We start from the raw sequence: 19,810 nt of genomic DNA on the forward strand, positions 1-19,810 counted from the left end.
TTTTAATCGAACGACTCACGACGAGACCCCATGGCCACTCCCAGCGCTAGCTCTTATAACGCCGACGCCATCGAAGTCCTCTCGGGCCTCGACCCGGTGCGCAAACGCCCCGGCATGTACACCGACACCAGCCGGCCGAACCACCTTGCCCAGGAAGTCATCGACAACAGCGTCGACGAAGCCCTGGCCGGCCACGCCAAGTCGGTGCATGTCATTCTCCACGCTGACCATTCCCTGGAAGTGTCCGACGATGGTCGCGGCATGCCGGTGGACATCCACCCGGAAGAGGGTGTGCCCGGCGTTGAGCTGATCCTCACCAAGCTGCATGCGGGTGGCAAGTTCTCCAACAAGAACTACCAGTTCTCCGGCGGCTTGCACGGCGTGGGTATTTCCGTGGTCAACGCCCTGTCCACGCTGGTGCGGGTGCGGGTCAAGCGCGACGGCAACGAATACGAGATGACCTTCGCCGATGGCTACAAGGCCACCGACCTGGCTGTGATCGGTACCGTTGGCAAGCGCAACACCGGCACCAGCGTGTACTTCGCGCCGGACCCGAAATACTTCGATTCACCGAAATTCTCCATCAGCCGCCTCAAGCATGTGCTCAAGGCCAAGGCGGTGTTGTGCCCGGGCCTGCTGGTCACCTTTGAAGACAAAGGCACCGGCGAGAAGGTCGAGTGGCACTACGAAGATGGCCTGCGCTCCTACCTGGAAGATTCCGTCAGCGACTTCGAGCGCCTGCCCAACGAGCCGTTCTGCGGCAGCCTGGCCGGTAACAAAGAAGCCGTTGACTGGGCGCTGCTGTGGTTGCCCGAAGGTGGCGACAGCGTGCAGGAAAGCTACGTCAACCTGATCCCGACGGCCCAGGGCGGCACCCACGTCAACGGTTTGCGCCAGGGTTTGCTGGATGCCATGCGCGAATTCTGCGAATACCGCAGCCTGTTGCCACGCGGCGTGAAGCTGGCGCCGGAAGACGTGTGGGAGCGCATCGCGTTCGTGCTGTCGATGAAGATGCAGGAGCCGCAGTTCTCCGGCCAGACCAAAGAACGCCTGTCGTCTCGCGAGGCTGCGGCGTTTGTTTCCGGTGTGGTCAAGGACGCCTTCAGCCTGTGGCTCAACGAGCACCCGGAGCTGGGCCTGGCCCTGGCGGAACTGGCGATCAACAACGCCGGCCGTCGCCTTAAAGCCAGCAAGAAGGTCGAGCGCAAGCGCATCACCCAAGGCCCGGCACTGCCAGGCAAGTTGGCCGATTGCGCCGGGCAGGACCCGATGCGTTCCGAGCTGTTCCTGGTGGAAGGTGACTCCGCCGGCGGTTCCGCCAAGCAAGCGCGGGACAAGGAATTCCAGGCGATCCTGCCGCTGCGCGGCAAAATCCTCAACACCTGGGAAGTCGATGGCAGCGAAGTGCTGGCCAGCCAGGAAGTGCACAACATTGCCGTGGCCATTGGCGTTGACCCGGGCGCGGCGGATATCAGCCAGCTGCGCTACGGCAAGATCTGCATCCTCGCCGACGCCGACTCCGACGGTTTGCACATCGCGACCCTGCTGTGCGCGCTGTTTGTGCAGCATTTCCGCCCGTTGGTGGATGCCGGTCACGTCTACGTCGCCATGCCGCCGCTGTACCGGATCGACCTGGGCAAAGAAATCTTCTACGCCCTGGACGAAGCCGAGCGCGATGGCATCCTCGACCGCCTGGTGGCCGAGAAGAAACGCGGCAAGCCACAGGTCACGCGATTCAAAGGCCTGGGTGAGATGAACCCGCCGCAACTGCGCGAAACCACCATGGACCCGAACACCCGCCGTCTGGTGCAGTTGACCCTGGAAGACTACGCCGGCACGTCGGAAATGATGGACATGCTGCTGGCGAAGAAGCGCGCGCCGGACCGCAAGGCCTGGCTGGAATCCAAAGGCAACCTGGCCGAGGTTCTGGGCTGATGCGAACAGGTTTCGCCCTGGCGATCCTGATGTTGAGCGGGTTGGCGGCGACCACGGTGGTCGCCGCGCCTGCGGCTGAGCTTAAACTTGTGTCCGAACACCCGGTGGACGGTATGCGCGGCGGTAACCTGTCGGGCCTGGCCCTGTGCGGCAAGGACTTGTGGACGGTTTCCGACCGTGATGACGACCAGATCTACCGCCTGGATATCAGTGCGCCGACCTGGCAGGCCGAAGCGGTGAAGATCGAAGTGCCGCCGGTGCCCGAGTCCGGTTTGCCTTGGGGGTTGCGCTCGCGCACCAAGGCCGCTTCATTCATTCGCGGTGGCGACCTGGATTTCGAAGGCGTCACCTGTGATGCTGCCGGCAACCGCTACATCGTCAGTGAAGCCCACGCCGCCGTGCTGCAAGTACCGGTGAGCGGGGCGCCCGAGTGGTTGAAGATTGCCCCAGGCATGGTGCGTGAGGCCCGGGCCAGTGGCATGTTGCTGCACTTCAATGCGTTATTCGAAGGCCTGGCGATAAATCCAGAAGGTAATCAGATTTGGCTGGCGGCCGAGCGCGAGCGACGCGGCTTAATTTCCATCAAGCGCGGGCAGAGTGTGTGGGATTGTGACGGCCCCTGCGTGTTGCTGAGCGAGGCCGGCCAGGAAGTGCAACCTGCCAAGTTCACCAATGCCAAGGCGGTGTCCAAGGATTTTGCCGACCTGGCGCTGTTCAACGGCAAGCTGTTTACTTTGGAGCGCAATGCGTTCCAGATTTGTCGGCGCGATGCCGTCACGGCCAAGGTCGAGCTGTGCTGGTCGTTCGCCGACGAGACCCTGACGCCCGAGCGCCGCTACGCCCAGCCCTACGGCTTGGCCGAAGCCTTGGTGATCGACACCGATGGCCTGTGGCTGGGCATCGACAACAATTTCGGCCCGCGCGCCGATGGTGAAAAACGCCCGGTGGTCTATCGTTTCGCGGCCCCGGCCGGTGGCTGGAGTGCCCAGCCATGAACCCGCGTTTTTTTCAATTGATTCAGCGCAGCGGCAGTTCCGCTGCGCCTTACCCAACAATGATGAGGCCCGCATGAGTGACATCCTCGCAGACAGCTTAGATGGCGTAGAACGCCGGTCGCTGGCTGACTTCACCGAAAATGCCTACCTCAACTACTCCATGTACGTGATCATGGACCGCGCCCTGCCGCATATCGGCGACGGCCTGAAGCCGGTACAACGGCGCATCATCTACGCCATGAGTGAGTTGGGCCTGGACGCCGATTCCAAGCACAAGAAGTCGGCGCGTACCGTCGGTGACGTGCTGGGTAAGTTCCACCCCCACGGCGACTCGGCGTGCTACGAAGCCATGGTGCTGATGGCCCAGCCGTTCAGCTACCGCTACACGCTGGTGGACGGCCAGGGTAACTGGGGTGCGCCGGATGATCCCAAGTCCTTCGCGGCCATGCGTTACACCGAGGCGCGCCTGTCGCGTTATTCGGAAGTATTGCTGAGTGAGCTGGGTCAGGGCACCGCCGACTGGGGCCCGAACTTCGACGGCACCCTCGATGAACCCCTGGTGTTGCCGGCACGTTTGCCGAATATCCTGCTCAATGGCACCACCGGTATCGCGGTCGGCATGGCCACCGACGTGCCGCCGCACAACCTGCGCGAAGTCGCCACGGCCTGCGTACGCCTGCTGGATGAGCCAAAGGCTACGGTCGAGCAGCTCTGCGAGCATATCCAGGGCCCGGACTACCCGACCGAAGCAGAAATCATCACACCGCGTGCCGACCTGCTGAAGATGTACGAAACCGGCAAGGGCTCGGTGCGCATGCGCGCCGTTTACCACATCGAAGACGGCGACATCATTGTTACCGCGCTGCCGCACCAGGTGTCCGGCGCCAAGGTGCTGGAGCAGATCGCCGCGTTGATGCAGGCCAAACCGTCGAAACTGCCGCAAGTCGCCGACCTGCGTGACGAGTCCGACCACGAAAACCCTTGCCGCATCGTGATCATCCCGACCAACAGCCGGGTCGATCACGAAGTGCTGATGCAGCACCTGTTCGCCAGCACCGACCTGGAGTCGAGCTACCGGGTCAACGTCAACATCATTGGCCTGGACGGCAAGCCGCAGCTGAAAAACCTGCGCAACCTGCTGGTCGAGTGGCTGGAGTTCCGGGTCAATACCGTGCGCCGCCGCCTGCAGTTCCGCCTGGACAAGGTCGAGCGCCGCCTGCACCTGTTGGACGGCTTGCTGATTGCCTATCTCAACCTGGATGAAGTGATCCACATCATCCGTACCGCCGAGCACCCGAAAGCCGAGCTGATTGCGCGTTTCGAGCTGAGCGAGATCCAGGCCGACTACATCCTCGACACCCGCTTGCGTCAGTTGGCGCGGTTGGAAGAGATGAAGTTGCGTGATGAGCAAGACGCCCTGCTCAAGGAGCAAGCCAAGCTGCAAGCCCTGCTGGGCAGCGAAGCCAAGCTCAAGAAACTGGTGCGCAGCGAGTTGATCAAGGACGCCGAAACCTATGGCGATGACCGTCGTTCGCCAATCGTGCAGCGCGCCGAAGCCAAGGCTCTGACAGAAACCGAGCTGCTGCCGAACGAGAAAATTACCGTCGTTCTGTCGGAAAAGGGTTGGGTTCGCTCTGCCAAAGGGCATGATATTGACGCCACCGGTTTGTCGTACAAGGCCGGTGATGGCTTCAAGACGGCTGCGGCCGGGCGTTCCAACCAGTTTGCGGTGTTTATCGACTCCACCGGGCGCAGTTATTCGGTGCCGGCCCACACCCTGCCATCGGCACGCGGTCAGGGCGAGCCGCTGACCGGGCGTCTGACGCCACCACCGGGGGCAAATTTTGAATGTGTGCTGCTGCCGGACGACGACGCGCTGTATGTGATCGCTTCCGACGCGGGTTACGGGTTCGTGGTCAAGGGTGAAGACCTGCAGGCCAAGAACAAGGCAGGCAAGGCGCTGTTGAGCCTGCCGAACAACGCCAAGGTGATTCTGCCGCGGCCGGTGGAGGATCGCGAAAGCAATTGGCTGGCCTCGGTGACCACCGAAGGGCGCTTGCTGGTGTTCAAGATCAGCGATCTGCCACAGCTGGGCAAAGGTAAGGGCAACAAGATCATTGGCATTCCTGGCGAGCGGGTGGCCAGTCGCGAAGAGTACGTGACCGACATCGCAGTGATTCCGGAAGGCTCCACCCTGGTGCTCCAGGCCGGCAAGCGCACGTTGTCATTGCGCCCTGACGACCTCGAACATTACAAGGGCGAGCGCGGTCGTCGCGGTAATAAACTGCCTCGCGGTTTCCAACGCGTTGATGCTTTATTGGTGGAAACGCCCGTTTAAGGCGGTTTAGAGCCCTCGATCTACGATTTAACGCGTAGATCGACGCTTTGGCGCTGGAGTCATGGCGCATATTCACGGATGATATGGCCTTTCCAGCGCCGGCGTGGCCGAGCGTGTTTAGGTTATTTTTAAGTATTACATTGTGGTTCGCCTTGTGGCAGCCACCTGGATGGGATGATGACTGCTCCACGCCTTCCTTTTATTTTCATGCTCGCTGGCCTTTTGGGGTTGGCGGGTTGCAGCACGCACCAACCGGTGTCGCTGTACCAGCTGGACAGCGGAAGCCCAGCTCAACCAGCCCAAACCGCTGGCATGGCGGTTTTGCTGGGCCCGGTGGTCGTCGCTGACTACCTGCAACGCGAAACCCTGCTGCAACGTCAGAACGACGGCAGCCTGCAAGGTTCCACTGATGGTCGTTGGGCGGGCAGTTTATCGTCCGACATCAACCAGCTGATGCTGCGCCAGGTGGCGGGTCAGCTCGACAGCCAGCGTGTGGTACTTGCGCCTGCGCCCGCCGGCTTCAGCCCGGATGTGCAGGTCTTGCTGACGATCACTCGGCTCGACTCCGGTGCTTCGCAGCCGGCGATCCTTGACGCGCAGTGGCGCTTGATCGACCGCCGTGGCCAGGTGCGCGACAGCCGCATCGTGCACCTGCAGGAGCAACACACCGGTACCACCGCGTCCCAGGTCCAGGCCCAGGGCGTGCTGCTGCAGAACCTGGCGCAGCAGTTGTCGGTGGCCCTCAAGCCATTGGCCAACCAGCCGCCGATTGCCGAAGCGCCCCGCAAGCCGGCACCCGTGCAGGCCCGGCCGGCAGAGCCACAGAAACCGAAGATGCCGATGGCCGTACCGATTCGTACGGATATGGAAGTGTTCAGGTTCTGACCTGAAACCGCCCCACAAAAAAGGCCCGCTGAATAAGCGGGCCTTTTTTTGTGGGCGATTTGAGTTGCGCCAAAGATCAAATGTGGGAGGGGGCTTGCCCCCGAAGGCGTTGGGTCAACCAGTACATTCGGTACTGATACACCGCCTTCGCGAGCAAGCCCGCTCCCACAAAGCCCGCTCCCACACAAGCCCACTCCATAGATGGTTCAGCAGTGTTCTTCAGGGCTTGCGGGTCTCGTGCATGCGCGCCAACTGCCGCTCCAGCATCGACGGGTACGGCTCCATCAGCCGCTCCACGCAACTGGCACCCTCCGGGCTGGCAATCGGGCGGATACGCGCGCGCTGGCGAATCAAGGCGTCTTCACTGATCTTGCGCTCCACCAGCAACAGGTTGCGGCTGTGTTGCGACAAGGCCAGCGCGTCCTGGGCGATTTCGGTGAGCAGCAGGTCGATCTGGCTCATGCCAAACAAGTCGTCGCCAACCGTCAGGCCCAATTGCAGTTGCAGGGTGATGCCGCTGTCAGCCACTTCGATCTGCAGGGCATGGCCCAGGGCGCGCAACAGCTCGCCGCAGCAGATGGCGTTGGTCAGGTAGTCTTCGCCGCTGTCTTCACTGTGGAACAGCATCAGCGTGCTGCCGTCGTTTAGGGTATGCAGCTCGCTTTGATACAGCGAGGCGGCCTGGTCGAGGCAGTCGCGGTAGCGCTCCAGCAGCTCGGTCAGGCGGGCGCGGGGCAGGCGACGCAATTGGTCCTGGGCGCCCAGTTGCACGGCCAGTACGGCGCTGTGCTGGGGTTCGGCGTTGCGCTCGGGGGCCGGCTTCGGCGCGACGGCCGGGCTGCTGGCCGAGGTGTCGCGCAGGTCGGCGAAGGGGTCTTCGTCGTCCAGTTCGTCTTCTTCCGCCTTGAACGCCTGGCGCGTTGCCGGTTTCAGGCCGGCCACCGGGGCGCTTTCATCGAAGCCCGGGTCGCGCAGGTTACGCACTTCAAACTCGGGCTCGTCGCCGTAGTCGGTGTCGTCGTAGTCAGGTTCGGGCTCAGCCGCGCGGGGCGCTGGCTCCGGGGCAAAGCTGGCGTGCAGTTGGCGCGCCAGGTCGCCGATCTCATCCTGGCGGTCGGTGGCCGGGGTGTGTTCGTCGATATCCCGCAGCCAGATGCGCAGTTGCATCAGCGGCGTGGAGATATGCCGACCCAGGCGCAGGCTCAAGGCCAGGGCCAAGGCCAGCAGGATTGCGCTGAGGATGCCCATGCTCTGCAGGCTGATGGTCATCGGCTGCTGGAACTGCTGCATGTCGAGGCTGATGCGCAGTTGGCCGGCCTTCACATCCTGAAATGTAATATTGCTCTGGTACAAGCCTTCCGCTTCGCCCAGCAGGCCGTTTTTCGGGCGCTGCCCGGCTTCGGCCATGATCCGGTTATCAACGCTGTAGATGGCGGCGTGGGCCACCAGCGGGTTCTTGGTCAGGTTGTTGAGCAGCACGTTGAGGCTGAGGATGTCGTTGGACACCAACAGCTCGGTCGCCGAGGTGGCGGTCTGGGTGGTGAGGCTCTCACCCAGCGCGTCGGCTTGCTCGTGCATGGCCTGCTTGAACTGCAAACCCATCACGCAGGCATAGATCACCAGGGCCAGGGCGACCAGGATCACGTTATGGCTGGCGATGCGCAATGCGATCGGTACACGGCGGTGGCGCAGTGCCCGGAAGATCAGCAGGAAGAAGTTATCGGTTTTTACTGGCGTGGGCCGGTTCACTTGCGCTCGGCTCTTGGTCCGTGAAGTTGACGCGCAGTATAGCGACAGCCCTAGGACCGGCAAAGCGCTGGCTGTGCCCGATGGTCACTGAAAGTGGGTAGAATGCGGTTTTTTTCCAGCCTGGGGGTGCGCCTTGCGCGAAATTGTCCTGATAAACATCACCGGTGAAGACCGCCCGGGTCTCACCGCTGCCATTACCGGTGTTCTGGCCCAGGGTGGTGTGAACATTCTCGACATCGGCCAGGCGGTGATCCACGACACCCTGTCGTTCGGCATCCTGGTGGAAATCCCCAGCACCGAGCAGGCCTCGTCGGTGCTCAAGGACATCCTGTTTACCGCCTATAAGCTGGACCAGCAGGTGCGTTTCACGCCGGTGTCCGAAGAGGATTACCAACATTGGGTGGCCGGCCAGGGCAAGAAGCGTCACATCGTCACCCTGCTGACCCGCAAGGTCACCGCCGAACAATTGCAGCGTGTCAGCTCGATCACTGCGCAGTACGGCTTGAATATCGACCACATTGACCGTCTGTCGGGCCGCATGCCATTGGACACTCCTGCCGACAAGGGCAAGGGCTGCATCGAGTTCTCGGTACGCGGTGAGCCGGCCGACCCGCAGGCCCTGCGCGCCGAATTCCTCAGCGTGGCCCAGGAGCTGAATGTCGATATCGCCTTCCAGGAAGACTCACTGTTCCGTCGCAACCGCCGCCTGGCGGTGTTTGACATGGACTCCACGCTGATCGAAGCCGAAGTCATCGACGAGCTGGCCAAGGCCGCCGGCGTGGGCGAACAGGTGTCCGAGATCACCGAGCGCGCGATGGCGGGTGAGCTGGATTTCCGGGCGAGCTTCAAGGAGCGCCTGGCCCTGCTCAAAGGTTTGGACGTGAGCGTGCTGGACTCCATCGGTGCTTCGCTGCGCCTGACCGAGGGCGCTGAAACGCTGTTCGCCGAACTCAAGCGCCTGGGCTACAAGACCGCAATCCTGTCCGGCGGCTTCACCTACTTCGCCAAGCAATTGCAGGCCAAGCTGGGCATCGACTACGTGTTCGCCAACGAGCTGGAAGTGGTCGATGGCAAAGTGACGGGTGTGGCGGTGGAGCCGATTGTCGACGCGCAGCGCAAAGCGGACTTGCTGAAAGAATTGGCCCACAAGGAAGGTTTGCGCCTGGAACAGACCATTGCGGTCGGTGACGGTGCGAATGACTTGCCGATGCTGGCGATTGCCGGGCTGGGCGTGGCGTTCCGCGCCAAACCATTGGTGAAACAGTCGGCCAAGCAGGCGATTTCGACGTTGGGGCTGGACGGCGTGCTGTACCTGCTGGGCTTCCGAGATCGCGATGGCCAGCTGTAAGTAGAAACGCGGTAAAAAATGTGGGAGGGGGCTTGCCCCCGATAGCTGTGTTTCAGTCAAATAATCTGGTGACTGACCCACCGCAATCGGGGGCAAGCCCCCTCCCACATTTGTTCTATGTGGTATTCAGATCAAGCTTTCGGCAGTGCCATACCCTGGCCCATCTGCACCGGCGAACCCGCCACCAACTCTTCAGCCCACTTCACCTGATCCGGCCCGAACAGCACAATCGCGGTCGAACCCAGCTTGAAGCGACCCAGCTCCGCACCTTTTTCCAGGTGGATCGGCGCGCGTGCGGCTTCGTCGTAGCGGAAGGTTTTCAGCTCGCGTTTCGGCGGCGTGACCAAGCCGGCCCACACGGTTTCAATCGACGCGACAATCATCGCGCCCACCAATACCACGGCCATCGGGCCGCGTTCGGTGTCGAAAATGCACGCTACACGTTCGTTACGTGCGAACAGTTCCGGGACGTTTTCGGCGGTAGTCTGGTTCACCGAGAAGATGCGCCCAGGAATGTAGACCATCTCGCGCAGCGTGCCGGCCAGTGGCATGTGCACGCGGTGGTAGTCCTTCGGTGACAGATACACAGTGGCGAAATCACCGCCCATGAAGGGCGCCGCCACGGCCGCATCGCCGCCCAGCAGTTCCAGCACGCTGAAGCTGTGGCCCTTGGCCTGGAACACCCGGCCATGCTCGATCGGGCCGAGTTGGCTGATCGCGCCGTCGGCTGGGCTCAGCACCGCGCCTGGGGTTTGATCCAGCGGGCGGGCGCCGTCTTTCAAGGCGCGGGTGAAGAAGGCATTGAAGTGCTCGTAGGCGGTTACGTCTTCGACCAGGGCCTGGGACATGTCCACTTGATAGCGCTTGGCGAACCACGTGGTGAACGCGTTCTTGAACCAGCGCACGCGGCACTCGGCAATGCAGCCGGCCAACCGCGACAGCAGGTGGTGCGGCAGCAGGTACTGGCTGAGGATAAACAACTGCTTTTTCATTTACTGTCCTTAAACCTTAAATCTCAACGGGGGTGTCGGGGTGGTTGCCCCATTCGCCCCAGGAACCGGCATAACCTTTGACTCGCGGATAACCGAGCGCCTTGGCCACCAGGTAGGTGAAGCCAGAGCGGTGGTGAGTCTGGCAGTGGGTGATGATTTCTTTATCTTTGGTCAGCCCGAGGTCTTCGAGGATCTGCGGCATGTCGCGGCGGATGCGCAGGTTGCGCGCCTTGTCCATACCGGCGGTCCATTCGAAATTCACCGCGCCAGGGATATGCCCGCCTTTGGCCGCCAGCACTTTTTCACCGGAGTACTCCAGCGGGCCGCGCGCGTCCCAGATGCCCAGGTCGGCCGCGCCGAGGCGGCTTTGCAGGTACTCGCGGGTAGCGGTGGGGCCGTCGTGCAGCGTGAGGCTGACCGGGCCGCCGACCGGGGCGGGCACCTCGGTGGAAACCGGGTGTTTTTCCTCCAGCCACGCCAGCAGGCCGCCGTCGAGGTAGTGGTATTTCTGGTGGCCGATCACGTCGAGCATCCAGATGAAGCGCCCGGCCCAGCCACCGCCTTCGTCGTCGTAGACCACGTAGGTGGCGTCCGGCGTGTGGCCGAGTTCGCCGAAGAGTTTTTCCAGCTCGGCCTTGTGGGGCAGCAGGCCGGGTGCCGGCGGCTGGCCCAGTTGGGTGCGCTTGGGGTCAACGAAATGCGCGCCGGGGATGTGCCCTTCGGCGTAGCGGGCGGCACTGGTGAGGTCCACCACAATCAGGTGTTCGGCATCCAGTTGACCGATAAGGTCGCTGGATTCGATCACCAGCGGCAAGCCAGAGAAGTCAGGCATGTGAGGTCTCCTGGGCACAAATGTTGGCGATAAAAGAGGGCGATTGTAGCGCAAGGATCAGGCGTTGCGGTTGGTAAAGCTGTGCAGGGCTTTCTCGATGCATTGGGCGGTTTTGCCGAAGGCCTGCACGGTGGTTTCCGAGAACGGCCCACCGCCCTGGTCGGCCACCATCAGCATCACCACCTTGCCGTTGCAGCTCAAGGAACGCAGTAGCAGGTGTTCACCGGTGAACAGCCGACGCAGGATCGGCGGCAGCAGGGCCGAGAACTGGGCGTGGTTGTCTGGCGTGAGTCGCACTTGCGCGGACTTTTCCAGCAGGCGCTGCAGCAATGTGCTGTTGACCACATCCAGGCTCAGGTTGTCGGCATCCTTGGGCAGGCCGTCGACCTGGTGCACCCGCAAGGTGCTCTGCGCGCGATCGGTCATCAACAGCATGACCCGTTGCATGCCGCTGGCTACCAGAGCCTCGCGGGCGCAGGTGGTCAGGTGCATGGCGTTGGCAAAGCGGCTTGGCTCCACCAGCAACTCGGTGCAGCGCTTGCGCCACACGGCCAGGGCCTCGGCGGTGGGGGGCGGGGCAGGCAGCAGACCGCGGTGAATTTTTTGCACGTGCCACGGCCAGATCAGCGACAGCGCCGGGTGCCAGAGGTCGGGCATCAAGGTGCTGCGGGCGCTGGTGACGGCTTGCTGGTGAACCTGTTGCTGCACCTCGCCCAGAGGCTGTTGCAGGTACAGCGCAGTGAGGTATTGCCAGCGCAGGGTGTGCGGGCAGGTCCAGGATTCCTGGGCCGACATCGCCAGGCCATTGGCCAGCAGCACCGTATTGGCCGGCTGGTTCAGCCAGCGGCGCAGGTTGGGTTCGGCATCGAGCAACTGCTGATGGCGCAACGGGTCGTCTTCGCGGGCAATGTGCAGCGCCTTGACCAGCAGACGCTGCTCGTTGCGCAGCAAGGTATAGCCCTGGGAGACCCAGATCGGCAGGTGCCAGGTTTCGGTCAGGCCCAGGCACAGGTCCAGCAGGCGTACGCCGAACAGTTCCTGTTCGACCTTGCGGGCCCGCTCGCCTTTATGGATAACGCGCAGTTCCCATTCTTCCAGAAGCTTGGGATAGGCCACCACCATTGGCCACAGCGGCGACAGAAACAGCAGGCTGCCCCAGTGGATGTCTTGCCACAGCCGCGCCAAGCGGCTGCCGAACAAGCCATTGGCTTGCTGCGAGGCGTGCTGGCTCACCAGCAGCAACTGGCGCAAGGCCACGGGGATTTCCGCGTCGGGCACCGAGGGCAGGCGCGCCAGCAATTCCTCGGCGCGCTTGAGGCCCAGGCGGTTGAGCGCGACTTCGAGGTTTTCTGCGGGGGCCGCCAGGCTGCCATGGGTGTGGCTGTTGGCCTCGCGCATCACGCTGAGCACCAGAGCCGGGCTGCTTTGCATCAGTTCGGCAATATCTCGCAACGAGCTGCGGCTATCGCGGATGCCTTTGCACACACGGTCATGGCTACTCTGGGGAACAGGCAGCAGCACATCGTCCAGGCGCTTGATCCAAGCGGCGAGAGAATTGGGTTTTGCAGTTGGGACTGTCGTTTCATTAGCCATGATTGGGGCGCGATCATCACTTGCGGTCAACACGCCCGGAGCGGGCCGAACTGGCTTTTCGCCTTAACGGGCTATAGTCTGGCGCAGTTTTGCCGATAAGTAGAACAAGAGTTTTTCAGTTACCCCAAATATGTCCATGAACCCGACGGCGCAAGTACTCATCTCCTATGGCTAAAATTATCGGCATCATCGTCGTCTTCGCAAGCGTGCTCGGCGGGTACGTCCTGTCCCACGGTAAAATTGCGGCACTGATCCAGCCTTTCGAGGTGTTGATTATTGGTGGTGCGGCACTGGGTGCCTTCCTGCAGGCGAACCCCGGCTACATGACCATGCACGTGATCAAAAAGTCGCTGGGCATGTTCGGTTCGCGCTTCACCCACACCTTCTATCTTGAGGTGTTGGGCCTGGTCTACGAGATCCTCAACAAGAGCCGCCGCGAAGGCATGATGGCCATCGAGGCCGACATCGAAGACGCCGCCGCCAGCCCGATTTTCGCCAAGTACCCGGCCGTGCTCAAAGATGAGCGCATGACCGCCTACATCTGCGATTACCTGCGCATCATGTCCTCCGGCAACATGGCCCCGCATGAGTTGGAAGGCCTGTTCGACATGGAGCTGTTCAGCCTTAAAGAAGAACTCGAGCACCCCTCCCATGCCGTCACCGGCATTGCCGACGGCATGCCTGGCTTCGGTATCGTCGCGGCGGTACTGGGTATCGTGGTCACCATGGCCTCGCTGGGCGAGGGTGACCAGGCGGCCATCGGCATGCACGTAGGTGCGGCGTTGGTGGGTACCTTCTTCGGTATTCTCGCGGCCTACGGCTTCTTCGGCCCGTTGGCCACCTCCCTGGCCCACGATGCCAAGGAAGAGGTCAACCTGTACGAGTCGATCAAGGCCAGCCTGGTTGCTTCCGCTTCCGGCATGCCGCCATCGCTGGCGGTGGAGTTCGGCCGCAAAGTGCTGTACCCCAAGCATCGCCCAAGCTTCGCCGAGCTGGAACAAGCGGTTCGCGGTCGCTAAGCCATGGAAAACAACCAGCCGATAATCATCAAGCGCGTCAAGCGCTTCGCTGCGGGGCACCATGGTGGTGCCTGGAAAATCGCCTTCGCCGACTTTGCGACGGCGATGATGGCGTTCTTCCTGGTGCTGTGGCTGATGTCCACCGCCACGCCCGAACAGAAGATCGCCATCGCCGGCTACTTCAAAGACCCGATTGGCTTCTCGGAAAGCGGCACGCCCTTCGTGATCGACCTGGGCGGCTCGCCGCAATTGGCGCCTGAGCGCACCATCAACCCGGAAATCAAGACCGAAGCGCCCCAGGAAAAAATCCCGATCGAGCGCGATACCGTCGAGGCCATGGCTGAGCAGGTCGAGCAGGAGCGCCTTGAACTGTTGCTCCAAGAATTGCAGACCAAGGTTGAGGAAAACCCGCAGCTGTTGAAATTCAAGGATCAGATTTCCTTCGAGATCACTCCGGACGGCTTGCGCATCCAGATCACCGACGCGGCCAACCGCCCGATGTTCGACTCCGGCAGTGCGCGCTTGAAGCCCTACTTTGAAGACATCCTGCTGGCCATGGCCGACACGATCAAGGCCGTGCCGAACAAGATCAGCATCAGCGGCCATACCGACGCCAAGCCCTATGCAGGCCAGGGTGATTTCGGCAACTGGGAGCTTTCGGCCAACCGTGCCAACGCTGCTCGCCGCGCATTGGTCGCCGGCAGCTACCCGGACCCGCAAGTGGCGCGCGTGGTCGGTTTTGCTTCCTCGCAGCTGTTTGATCACAAGGATCCGTTCAACCCGATCAACCGCCGCATCGACATCGTGGTGCTGACCAAAAAGGCCCAGCGTGCGATTGAAGGTGATCAGCCACCACCGGCGCCGACCCCAGGCGCGGGCGCGCCAGGTGAAGTGCCGAGCGACCCGAACGCGATTCCGCCAGGGCAAGAGCCGTTACCGGCGCATGAACTGCGCCAGAAGCTGAACCTGTTTGATGACGGTGGCGTAAAAGATCCTACGGTGCCTAAGACGGGTACCTAGGTAGCGGCGATTGCGGCTGTTGTGGCGAGCGGGCTTGCCCGCGTTGGGCTGCGAAGCAGCCCTGAAGCCGGGGAATGCGGAGTGCCTGATACACCGTGTTGTGCTTTATTGGGGCTGCTTCGCAGCCCAACGCGGGCAAGCCCGCTCGCCACAATGTCAGCAGTGCAGGTTAGTAACTGCTTTCCGGCAAGCTCGCAATAATCGACCGATAGCTGTTCATCCGCTGCTGCTGCACGCGGCCATCTTCCAGGGCCTTGAGCAGTGCACAGCCGGGTTCGCGGTCGTGTTTGCAGTCGCGGAAGCGGCAGGTGCCGATCAGGTCGTTGAATTCGATGAAGCCCGCTTCCACGTCGCTGCGGCTGACGTGGCCGAGGCCGAATTCGCGGATGCCTGGGGAGTCGATCAGCTCACCGCCGCCGGGGAAGTGGAACAACCGTGCGGTGGTGGTGGTGTGGGTGCCCTGGCCGGATAGCTCCGACAGCGGGCCGACACGGGTGTCAACTTCTGGCAGCAGGCTGTTGACCAGCGACGACTTGCCCACGCCCGACTGGCCGACAAACACGCTGATGCGCCCGTCCAACTGCTGTTGCAGCTGTTCCATGCCATTGCCGTGATGCGCCGAGACTTCCAGCACCGGGTAACCCAACGTGCGGTACACCGCCAGCAATGCATTCAGCGCCGGGGCGTTCTGCTCGTCGATCAGGTCGAATTTGTTCAGCAGCAACAAGGGGCGGATGCCGGCATGCTCGGCCGCGACCAGGTAGCGGTCGATCAGGTTGGCATGGGGCTCGGGCAGCGGCGCGAACACGATCACGATCATGTCGACGTTGGCCGCCACCGGCTTGAGCTGGCCACGGCTGTCGGGGCGGCGTAGTTCGGTGGTGCGCGGCAGCTGGGCGACGATCACGCCGATACCCTGGTTGCCGGCACGCCATACCACTTGGTCGCCGGTCACCAGCGCAGGCAAGTTGGCGCGCAAGTGGCAACGGAACACAGAGCCTGCGAGCTCGCCTTCAAGCGCCTCGACTTCGACCTGCACACCAAAGTGCGCGATCACCAGGCCCGTTTGTTCGGGGCCCAGGTCGCCGCCCTCGAGCGCTTCTACGGCGGAGGATTCACGTTTGGCGGCGCGAGCGGCGCGTTCACCTTGAATCTTTTCGATGCGCCAGTTTTGGCGACGGTTGAGCTGGCGTTTGGCCATTGGTGTTCCGTGTCGATAATGCAAAGGTTGGGTAAAACGGTCGCGAGTCTAGCACGGCCCCGCCTGCTAAACTGCGCAGCTACGCCAAGGTGCCAAGAGAATCAAGCCATGCAAAACCCACAGAACCTGATTTGGATCGATCTGGAAATGACCGGTCTGAACCCTGACACCGACGTCATCATCGAGATGGCCACCATTGTCACCGACAGCAACCTCAATACCTTGGCCGAAGGTCCGGTGATCGCCATCCACCACAGCGACGCCGTGCTCGCCACCATGGACGAGTGGAACACCCGCACCCACGGCAACTCCGGCCTGACCCAGCGCGTGCGCGACAGCCGCATCAGCATGGCCGAGGCCGAGGCTGAAACCATCGCCTTCCTGGAAAAATGGGTGCCCAAGGGCAAGTCGCCGATCTGCGGCAACAGCATCTGCCAGGACCGTCGCTTCCTTTATACCCACATGAAGGGCCTGGAAAGCTACTTCCACTACCGCAACCTCGACGTGTCCACGCTCAAAGAGCTGGCCGCGCGCTGGGCGCCGGAAGTCAAAGACAGCTTCCATAAAGGCAGCACCCACCTGGCGCTGGACGATATTCGCGAGTCGATTGCCGAGCTGCAGCATTACCGCAAGCATTTCATCAAGGCTTAAAGATCTGGCGCCTGGCCTGGCGCCATCGCGAGCAAGCCCGCTCCCACAGTGTTCCGTGTTCGTCATGACGCCTCGGTCAAATGTGGGAGCGGGCTTGCTCGCGAAGGGCGCGACACGGTCTTTCGCCTTGCGCCCCCTTTTGGTGCCATCATCAAATGATTAGACTGCGCGCCTCTTTGCAAGGATCGCCATCATGCTGTTGATGCTCTACCTCATCGCCATCACCGCCGAAGCCATGACGGGCGCCTTGTCCGCCGGTCGGCGCGGCATGGACTGGTTTGGCGTGGTGTTGATCGCGTGCGTGACGGCGCTGGGTGGCGGTTCGGTGCGTGATGTGCTGTTGGGCCATTACCCGCTCACCTGGGTCAAGCACCCGGAATACCTGGTGCTGACCTCCGTCGCTGCACTGGTGACGATCTTTATCGCGCCGCTGATGTGCCGCCTGCGTTCGTTGTTCCTGGCATTGGACGCCCTAGGCCTGGTGGCCTTCACCCTGATCGGCTGCATGACCGCCCTGGAAATGGGCCACGGCATGCTGGTGGCCTCGGTCAGCGGGGTGATCACCGGCGTGTTCGGCGGCATCTTGCGGGACATCTTCTGCAACGATATCCCGCTGATTTTCCGCCGCGAGCTGTACGCCAGCGTGTCGTTCCTCGCCGCCTGGTTCTACATGCTCTGCCTTTATCTGGAGCTGCCCAGCGAGCAAGCGATCCTGCTGACCCTGTTCAGCGGCTTTCTCTTACGCCTGCTGGCGATTCGGTTTCACTGGGAAATGCCCAAGTTCGTCTACAACGACGACGTACACTAGCGCGTGGCGTGCTGGTTCAGTGCCCATTCCACATGCTCGCGCACCAGCTCCGAAGGGTAGTCCCGCCGCGCTTTCAGGGCTTCCAGCACCGGAATGCTCGACGGCGCATTGCCCAGGCCTACGGCCAGGTTGCGCAGCCAGCGCTCATACCCGGCGCGGCGTAATGGCGAGCCTTCGGTGCTGCTGAGAAATTTATCTTCGTCCCACATAAACAGCTCGGCCAGTTCTGCGTTATCCAAGTTATGCCGTGGCGTAAAGTCGCTCTCGGCCGTAGGGCGCGCGAAACGATTCCACGGGCAAACAATCTGACAGTCATCGCAGCCGAATACACGGTTGCCGATCAACGGGCGCAGGTCTTCCGGGATCGCGCTTTTGAGTTCGATGGTCAGGTAAGAAATGCAACGCCGTGCATCCAGCACGTAGGGGCCGACGAAGGCGTTGGTGGGGCAGATATCCAGGCAGGCGGTGCAGCGGCCGCAGTGCTCGGTGCTGTGGGGTGGGTCAACCGGTAGGGGCAAATCGACAAACAGTTCGCTCAAAAAGAAATAACTGCCGGCCTTGCGGTTGAGCACCAGGGTGTTTTTGCCGATCCAGCCGAGGCCGGCTTGTTCGGCGATGGCTTTTTCCAGCACCGGCGCACTGTCGACAAACGCGCGAAAGCCGAACGGGCCGATTTGCGCCTGGATGCGGTCCGCCAGCTGCTGTACGCGCTTGCGGATCAGCTTGTGGTAATCGCGGCCGAGGGCGTAGCGCGAGACGTAGGCTTTTTCCGGCTTGGCCAGCAGCTGCGCCATTTGGGTGTCGCCCGGCAGGTAATCCATGCGCAGCGACACCACGCGCAAGGTACCGGGCACCAGTTCATCGGGGTGCGAGCGTTTGCTGCCGTGGGCGGCCATGTAGTCCATTTCGCCGTGGTAGCCCGCGTCGAGCCAGCGTTGCAGATGCTGTTCATGCTCGGCCAGGTCCAGGCCGCTGATGCCGACTTGTTGAAAGCCCAGTTCGCGGCCCCAGTCTTTGATCGATTGGGCGAGGGCGGGCAGATCGGAGGTAATAGCGGGCATGAGACACGGGAAACCACAGGTTAGATGCGTATAATTCTGCCAGACATCGGAGCTCGAAGACGCATGCCGCAGACAAAACACCCAATATCCGACGTTCAGCCCCTGTTACACGGCGATTTGCCGCAACTGGCTGCACGTTCCCCAGACGCCCATAAGGGCCAGTTCGGCCACCTGCTGGTGATCGGCGGCGACCGCGGCTTCGGCGGCGCCTCGCTGCTGAGCGCGGAAAGTGCCTTGCGCAGTGGCGCGGGCATGGTGTCCCTGGCGACTCGCCCGGAGCATGTACCCGCCGCATTGGCACGTTTGCCGGAAGTGATGACGGTAGGCGTGAGTTCGGCCAACCAATTGATGGGGCTGCTGGAAAAAATCTCGGTGATCGTGATTGGCCCGGGCCTGGGTGGCGCCGCCTGGGGTAAAAGCCTGCTATCGGTTGCCGCCAACGCCGATCAGCCGCAGGTCTGGGACGCAGACGCGCTGAACCAGCTGGCCACGGGCAATATTAGCCTGCCGGCCAACTGCGTGATCACTCCGCATCCGGGGGAGGCCGCGCGGTTGTTGGGGATTTCGACAGCCGAGGTTCAGGCCGATCGTCTTAAGGTGGCGCGCGCGTTGAGTCACAGATTCAATGCAGTGGCTATCCTCAAGGGTGCTGGCAGTTTGATTGCCAGCCCGGATGGGCGTGTTTCGCGCTGCGACCAGGGCCATCCGGCCATGGCCACGGCGGGCCTCGGTGACGTGCTGGCCGGCCTGGTCGGTGCGTTACTGGCCCAGGGCATGCCGGCCTTTGAGGCAAGTTGCCTGGCCGTGTGGCTGCACGCCACCGCCGGGGATCGCCAAGGCACCTTTGGTCGCGGGCTGGCGGCCAGCGACCTGATACCCGCCATTCGTCAATTGCTGGAGGAGCAGTCGCCGTGCCTGAAGTAATTCTTTTCCTGGCCGATGAAGACACCATGGTGGCGTTTGGTCAGCGCATTGCCCAAGTCACGGGCGGGGCGGGGCTGATCTTTCTCGAAGGCGACCTGGGGGCGGGCAAGACCACCTTGTCCCGTGGGATTATTCGCGGCCTGGGCCATACGGGGGCGGTAAAAAGCCCTACGTTCACCCTGGTTGAGCCCTACGAGATTGGCGCGATTCGCGCGTTTCACTTCGACCTCTACCGCCTGGTGGATCCCGAAGAGCTGGAGTACATGGGCATCCGTGATTACTTCGACGAAGACGCGTTATGCCTGATCGAGTGGCCAGATAAAGGCACAGGCTTTTTGCCAAAGCCGGACCTGACCATTACCATTACGCCGCATGAGCATGGACGTCAGCTGAAGTTGTTGCCCCAGAGCGCGCGCGGCCAGTCTTGGTGCGCCGCTTTGGCATTGGAATTCAAATAAT

At 62.2% G+C, this 19,810-nt stretch carries 17 protein-coding genes; 11 read left to right on the plus strand and 6 right to left on the minus strand.

The window, feature by feature from the left end; all coding sequences use genetic code 11:
• The first annotated feature begins 30 nt into the window (after nt 1-30).
• From parE to CXQ82_RS02620, 4 genes are all read left to right on the plus strand, one after another.
• The gene (parE, locus tag CXQ82_RS02605) at nt 31-1,935 is read left to right on the plus strand and encodes a DNA topoisomerase IV subunit B (protein WP_101265875.1); all 1,905 of its coding nucleotides are present in this window, start codon (nt 31-33) and stop codon (nt 1,933-1,935) included.
• Nucleotides 1,935-2,930: an esterase-like activity of phytase family protein gene (locus CXQ82_RS02610; RefSeq protein WP_101265877.1), complete on the plus strand. Its 996-nt coding sequence runs from the start codon at nt 1,935-1,937 to the stop codon at nt 2,928-2,930. The genes parE and CXQ82_RS02610 overlap by 1 nt, the downstream gene beginning before the upstream one ends.
• A gap of 73 nt (nt 2,931-3,003) precedes the next feature.
• Nucleotides 3,004-5,268, plus strand: a complete 2,265-nt coding sequence (parC, locus tag CXQ82_RS02615) for a DNA topoisomerase IV subunit A (protein ID WP_101265879.1) — start codon at nt 3,004-3,006, stop codon at nt 5,266-5,268.
• A 177-nt stretch (nt 5,269-5,445) separates the two neighbouring features.
• Nucleotides 5,446-6,153, plus strand: a complete 708-nt coding sequence (locus CXQ82_RS02620) for a membrane integrity-associated transporter subunit PqiC (protein ID WP_101265881.1) — start codon at nt 5,446-5,448, stop codon at nt 6,151-6,153.
• 219 nt (nt 6,154-6,372) lie between these two features.
• On the opposite strand, the gene CXQ82_RS02625 is transcribed toward CXQ82_RS02620, so the two are convergent.
• Complete coding sequence (locus tag CXQ82_RS02625) at nt 6,373-7,902, minus strand: AhpA/YtjB family protein (RefSeq protein WP_101265883.1); 1,530 nt, start codon at nt 7,900-7,902, stop codon at nt 6,373-6,375.
• 133 nt (nt 7,903-8,035) lie between these two features.
• Here CXQ82_RS02625 and serB point away from each other — a divergent pair, with 133 nt between their 5' ends.
• A complete protein-coding gene (gene serB / locus CXQ82_RS02630) occupies nt 8,036-9,250 on the plus strand; it encodes a phosphoserine phosphatase SerB (protein WP_038850738.1) in 1,215 nt (404 codons plus the stop codon).
• 131 nt (nt 9,251-9,381) lie between these two features.
• On the opposite strand, the gene asd is transcribed toward serB, so the two are convergent.
• Genes asd through CXQ82_RS02645 form a run of 3 tightly spaced genes read right to left on the minus strand, consistent with a single transcriptional unit; the run spans nt 9,382 to nt 12,667 of the window.
• The gene (gene asd / locus CXQ82_RS02635; protein WP_101265885.1) at nt 9,382-10,242 is read right to left on the minus strand and encodes an archaetidylserine decarboxylase; all 861 of its coding nucleotides are present in this window, start codon (nt 10,240-10,242) and stop codon (nt 9,382-9,384) included.
• Between the two features lie 16 nt (nt 10,243-10,258).
• Nucleotides 10,259-11,074: a rhodanese-like domain-containing protein gene (locus tag CXQ82_RS02640; RefSeq protein WP_101265887.1), complete on the minus strand. Its 816-nt coding sequence runs from the start codon at nt 11,072-11,074 to the stop codon at nt 10,259-10,261.
• A 57-nt stretch (nt 11,075-11,131) separates the two neighbouring features.
• A complete protein-coding gene (locus tag CXQ82_RS02645) occupies nt 11,132-12,667 on the minus strand; it encodes an HDOD domain-containing protein (RefSeq protein ID WP_101265889.1) in 1,536 nt (511 codons plus the stop codon).
• A gap of 167 nt (nt 12,668-12,834) precedes the next feature.
• Between CXQ82_RS02645 and motA the strand changes: the two genes are divergently transcribed.
• Together motA and motB are read left to right on the plus strand one after the other, a co-directional pair.
• Complete coding sequence (gene motA / locus CXQ82_RS02650; protein ID WP_101265890.1) at nt 12,835-13,686, plus strand: flagellar motor stator protein MotA; 852 nt, start codon at nt 12,835-12,837, stop codon at nt 13,684-13,686.
• A gap of 3 nt (nt 13,687-13,689) precedes the next feature.
• Nucleotides 13,690-14,706, plus strand: coding sequence for a flagellar motor protein MotB (gene motB / locus CXQ82_RS02655; RefSeq protein ID WP_101265892.1), 1,017 nt, complete (start codon nt 13,690-13,692; stop codon nt 14,704-14,706).
• Nucleotides 14,707-14,875: 169 nt separating this feature from the next.
• On the opposite strand, the gene rsgA is transcribed toward motB, so the two are convergent.
• Nucleotides 14,876-15,907: a small ribosomal subunit biogenesis GTPase RsgA gene (gene rsgA / locus CXQ82_RS02665; RefSeq protein ID WP_101265894.1), complete on the minus strand. Its 1,032-nt coding sequence runs from the start codon at nt 15,905-15,907 to the stop codon at nt 14,876-14,878.
• Nucleotides 15,908-16,015: 108 nt separating this feature from the next.
• On the opposite strand from rsgA, the gene orn reads away from it, so the two are divergent.
• Both orn and CXQ82_RS02675 read left to right on the plus strand, forming a co-directional pair.
• Nucleotides 16,016-16,558 (plus strand): oligoribonuclease, encoded by a 543-nt coding sequence (orn, locus tag CXQ82_RS02670; protein WP_003171343.1) that lies wholly within the window; start codon nt 16,016-16,018, stop codon nt 16,556-16,558.
• A 190-nt stretch (nt 16,559-16,748) separates the two neighbouring features.
• Nucleotides 16,749-17,366: a trimeric intracellular cation channel family protein gene (locus CXQ82_RS02675; RefSeq protein WP_177409939.1), complete on the plus strand. Its 618-nt coding sequence runs from the start codon at nt 16,749-16,751 to the stop codon at nt 17,364-17,366.
• On the opposite strand, the gene queG is transcribed toward CXQ82_RS02675, so the two are convergent.
• Nucleotides 17,363-18,427 carry a tRNA epoxyqueuosine(34) reductase QueG gene (queG, locus tag CXQ82_RS02680; protein ID WP_101265897.1) on the minus strand — a complete coding sequence of 355 codons (1,065 nt, stop codon included), beginning with the start codon at nt 18,425-18,427 and terminating at the stop codon, nt 17,363-17,365. The genes CXQ82_RS02675 and queG overlap by 4 nt on opposite strands.
• A gap of 63 nt (nt 18,428-18,490) precedes the next feature.
• Between queG and CXQ82_RS02685 the strand changes: the two genes are divergently transcribed.
• A complete protein-coding gene (locus CXQ82_RS02685) occupies nt 18,491-19,351 on the plus strand; it encodes an NAD(P)H-hydrate dehydratase (protein ID WP_101265899.1) in 861 nt (286 codons plus the stop codon).
• Complete coding sequence (tsaE, locus tag CXQ82_RS02690; protein WP_101265901.1) at nt 19,339-19,809, plus strand: tRNA (adenosine(37)-N6)-threonylcarbamoyltransferase complex ATPase subunit type 1 TsaE; 471 nt, start codon at nt 19,339-19,341, stop codon at nt 19,807-19,809. Before CXQ82_RS02685 ends, tsaE begins: the two co-directional genes overlap by 13 nt.
• The last annotated feature ends 1 nt before the right edge of the window (nt 19,810 follow it).

It is taken from the genome of Pseudomonas sp. S09G 359, from assembly GCF_002843605.1.
In the GTDB taxonomy this organism is placed as follows: domain Bacteria; phylum Pseudomonadota; class Gammaproteobacteria; order Pseudomonadales; family Pseudomonadaceae; genus Aquipseudomonas.

Bases quoted from the DNA above. Each gene is read 5' to 3' on its own strand.
- parE (WP_101265875.1), top strand. From the start codon at position 31: ATGGCCACTCCCAGCGCTAGCTCTTATAACGCCGACGCCATCGAAGTC.
- CXQ82_RS02610 (WP_101265877.1), top strand. From the start codon at position 1,935: ATGCGAACAGGTTTCGCCCTGGCGATCCTGATGTTGAGCGGGTTGGCG.
- parC (WP_101265879.1), top strand. From the start codon at position 3,004: ATGAGTGACATCCTCGCAGACAGCTTAGATGGCGTAGAACGCCGGTCG.
- CXQ82_RS02620 (WP_101265881.1), top strand. From the start codon at position 5,446: ATGACTGCTCCACGCCTTCCTTTTATTTTCATGCTCGCTGGCCTTTTG.
- asd (WP_101265885.1), bottom strand. From the start codon at position 10,242: ATGAAAAAGCAGTTGTTTATCCTCAGCCAGTACCTGCTGCCGCACCAC.
- CXQ82_RS02640 (WP_101265887.1), bottom strand. From the start codon at position 11,074: ATGCCTGACTTCTCTGGCTTGCCGCTGGTGATCGAATCCAGCGACCTT.
- CXQ82_RS02645 (WP_101265889.1), bottom strand. From the start codon at position 12,667: ATGGCTAATGAAACGACAGTCCCAACTGCAAAACCCAATTCTCTCGCC.
- motA (WP_101265890.1), top strand. From the start codon at position 12,835: ATGGCTAAAATTATCGGCATCATCGTCGTCTTCGCAAGCGTGCTCGGC.
- motB (WP_101265892.1), top strand. From the start codon at position 13,690: ATGGAAAACAACCAGCCGATAATCATCAAGCGCGTCAAGCGCTTCGCT.
- rsgA (WP_101265894.1), bottom strand. From the start codon at position 15,907: ATGGCCAAACGCCAGCTCAACCGTCGCCAAAACTGGCGCATCGAAAAG.
- orn (WP_003171343.1), top strand. From the start codon at position 16,016: ATGCAAAACCCACAGAACCTGATTTGGATCGATCTGGAAATGACCGGT.
- queG (WP_101265897.1), bottom strand. From the start codon at position 18,427: ATGCCCGCTATTACCTCCGATCTGCCCGCCCTCGCCCAATCGATCAAA.
- CXQ82_RS02685 (WP_101265899.1), top strand. From the start codon at position 18,491: ATGCCGCAGACAAAACACCCAATATCCGACGTTCAGCCCCTGTTACAC.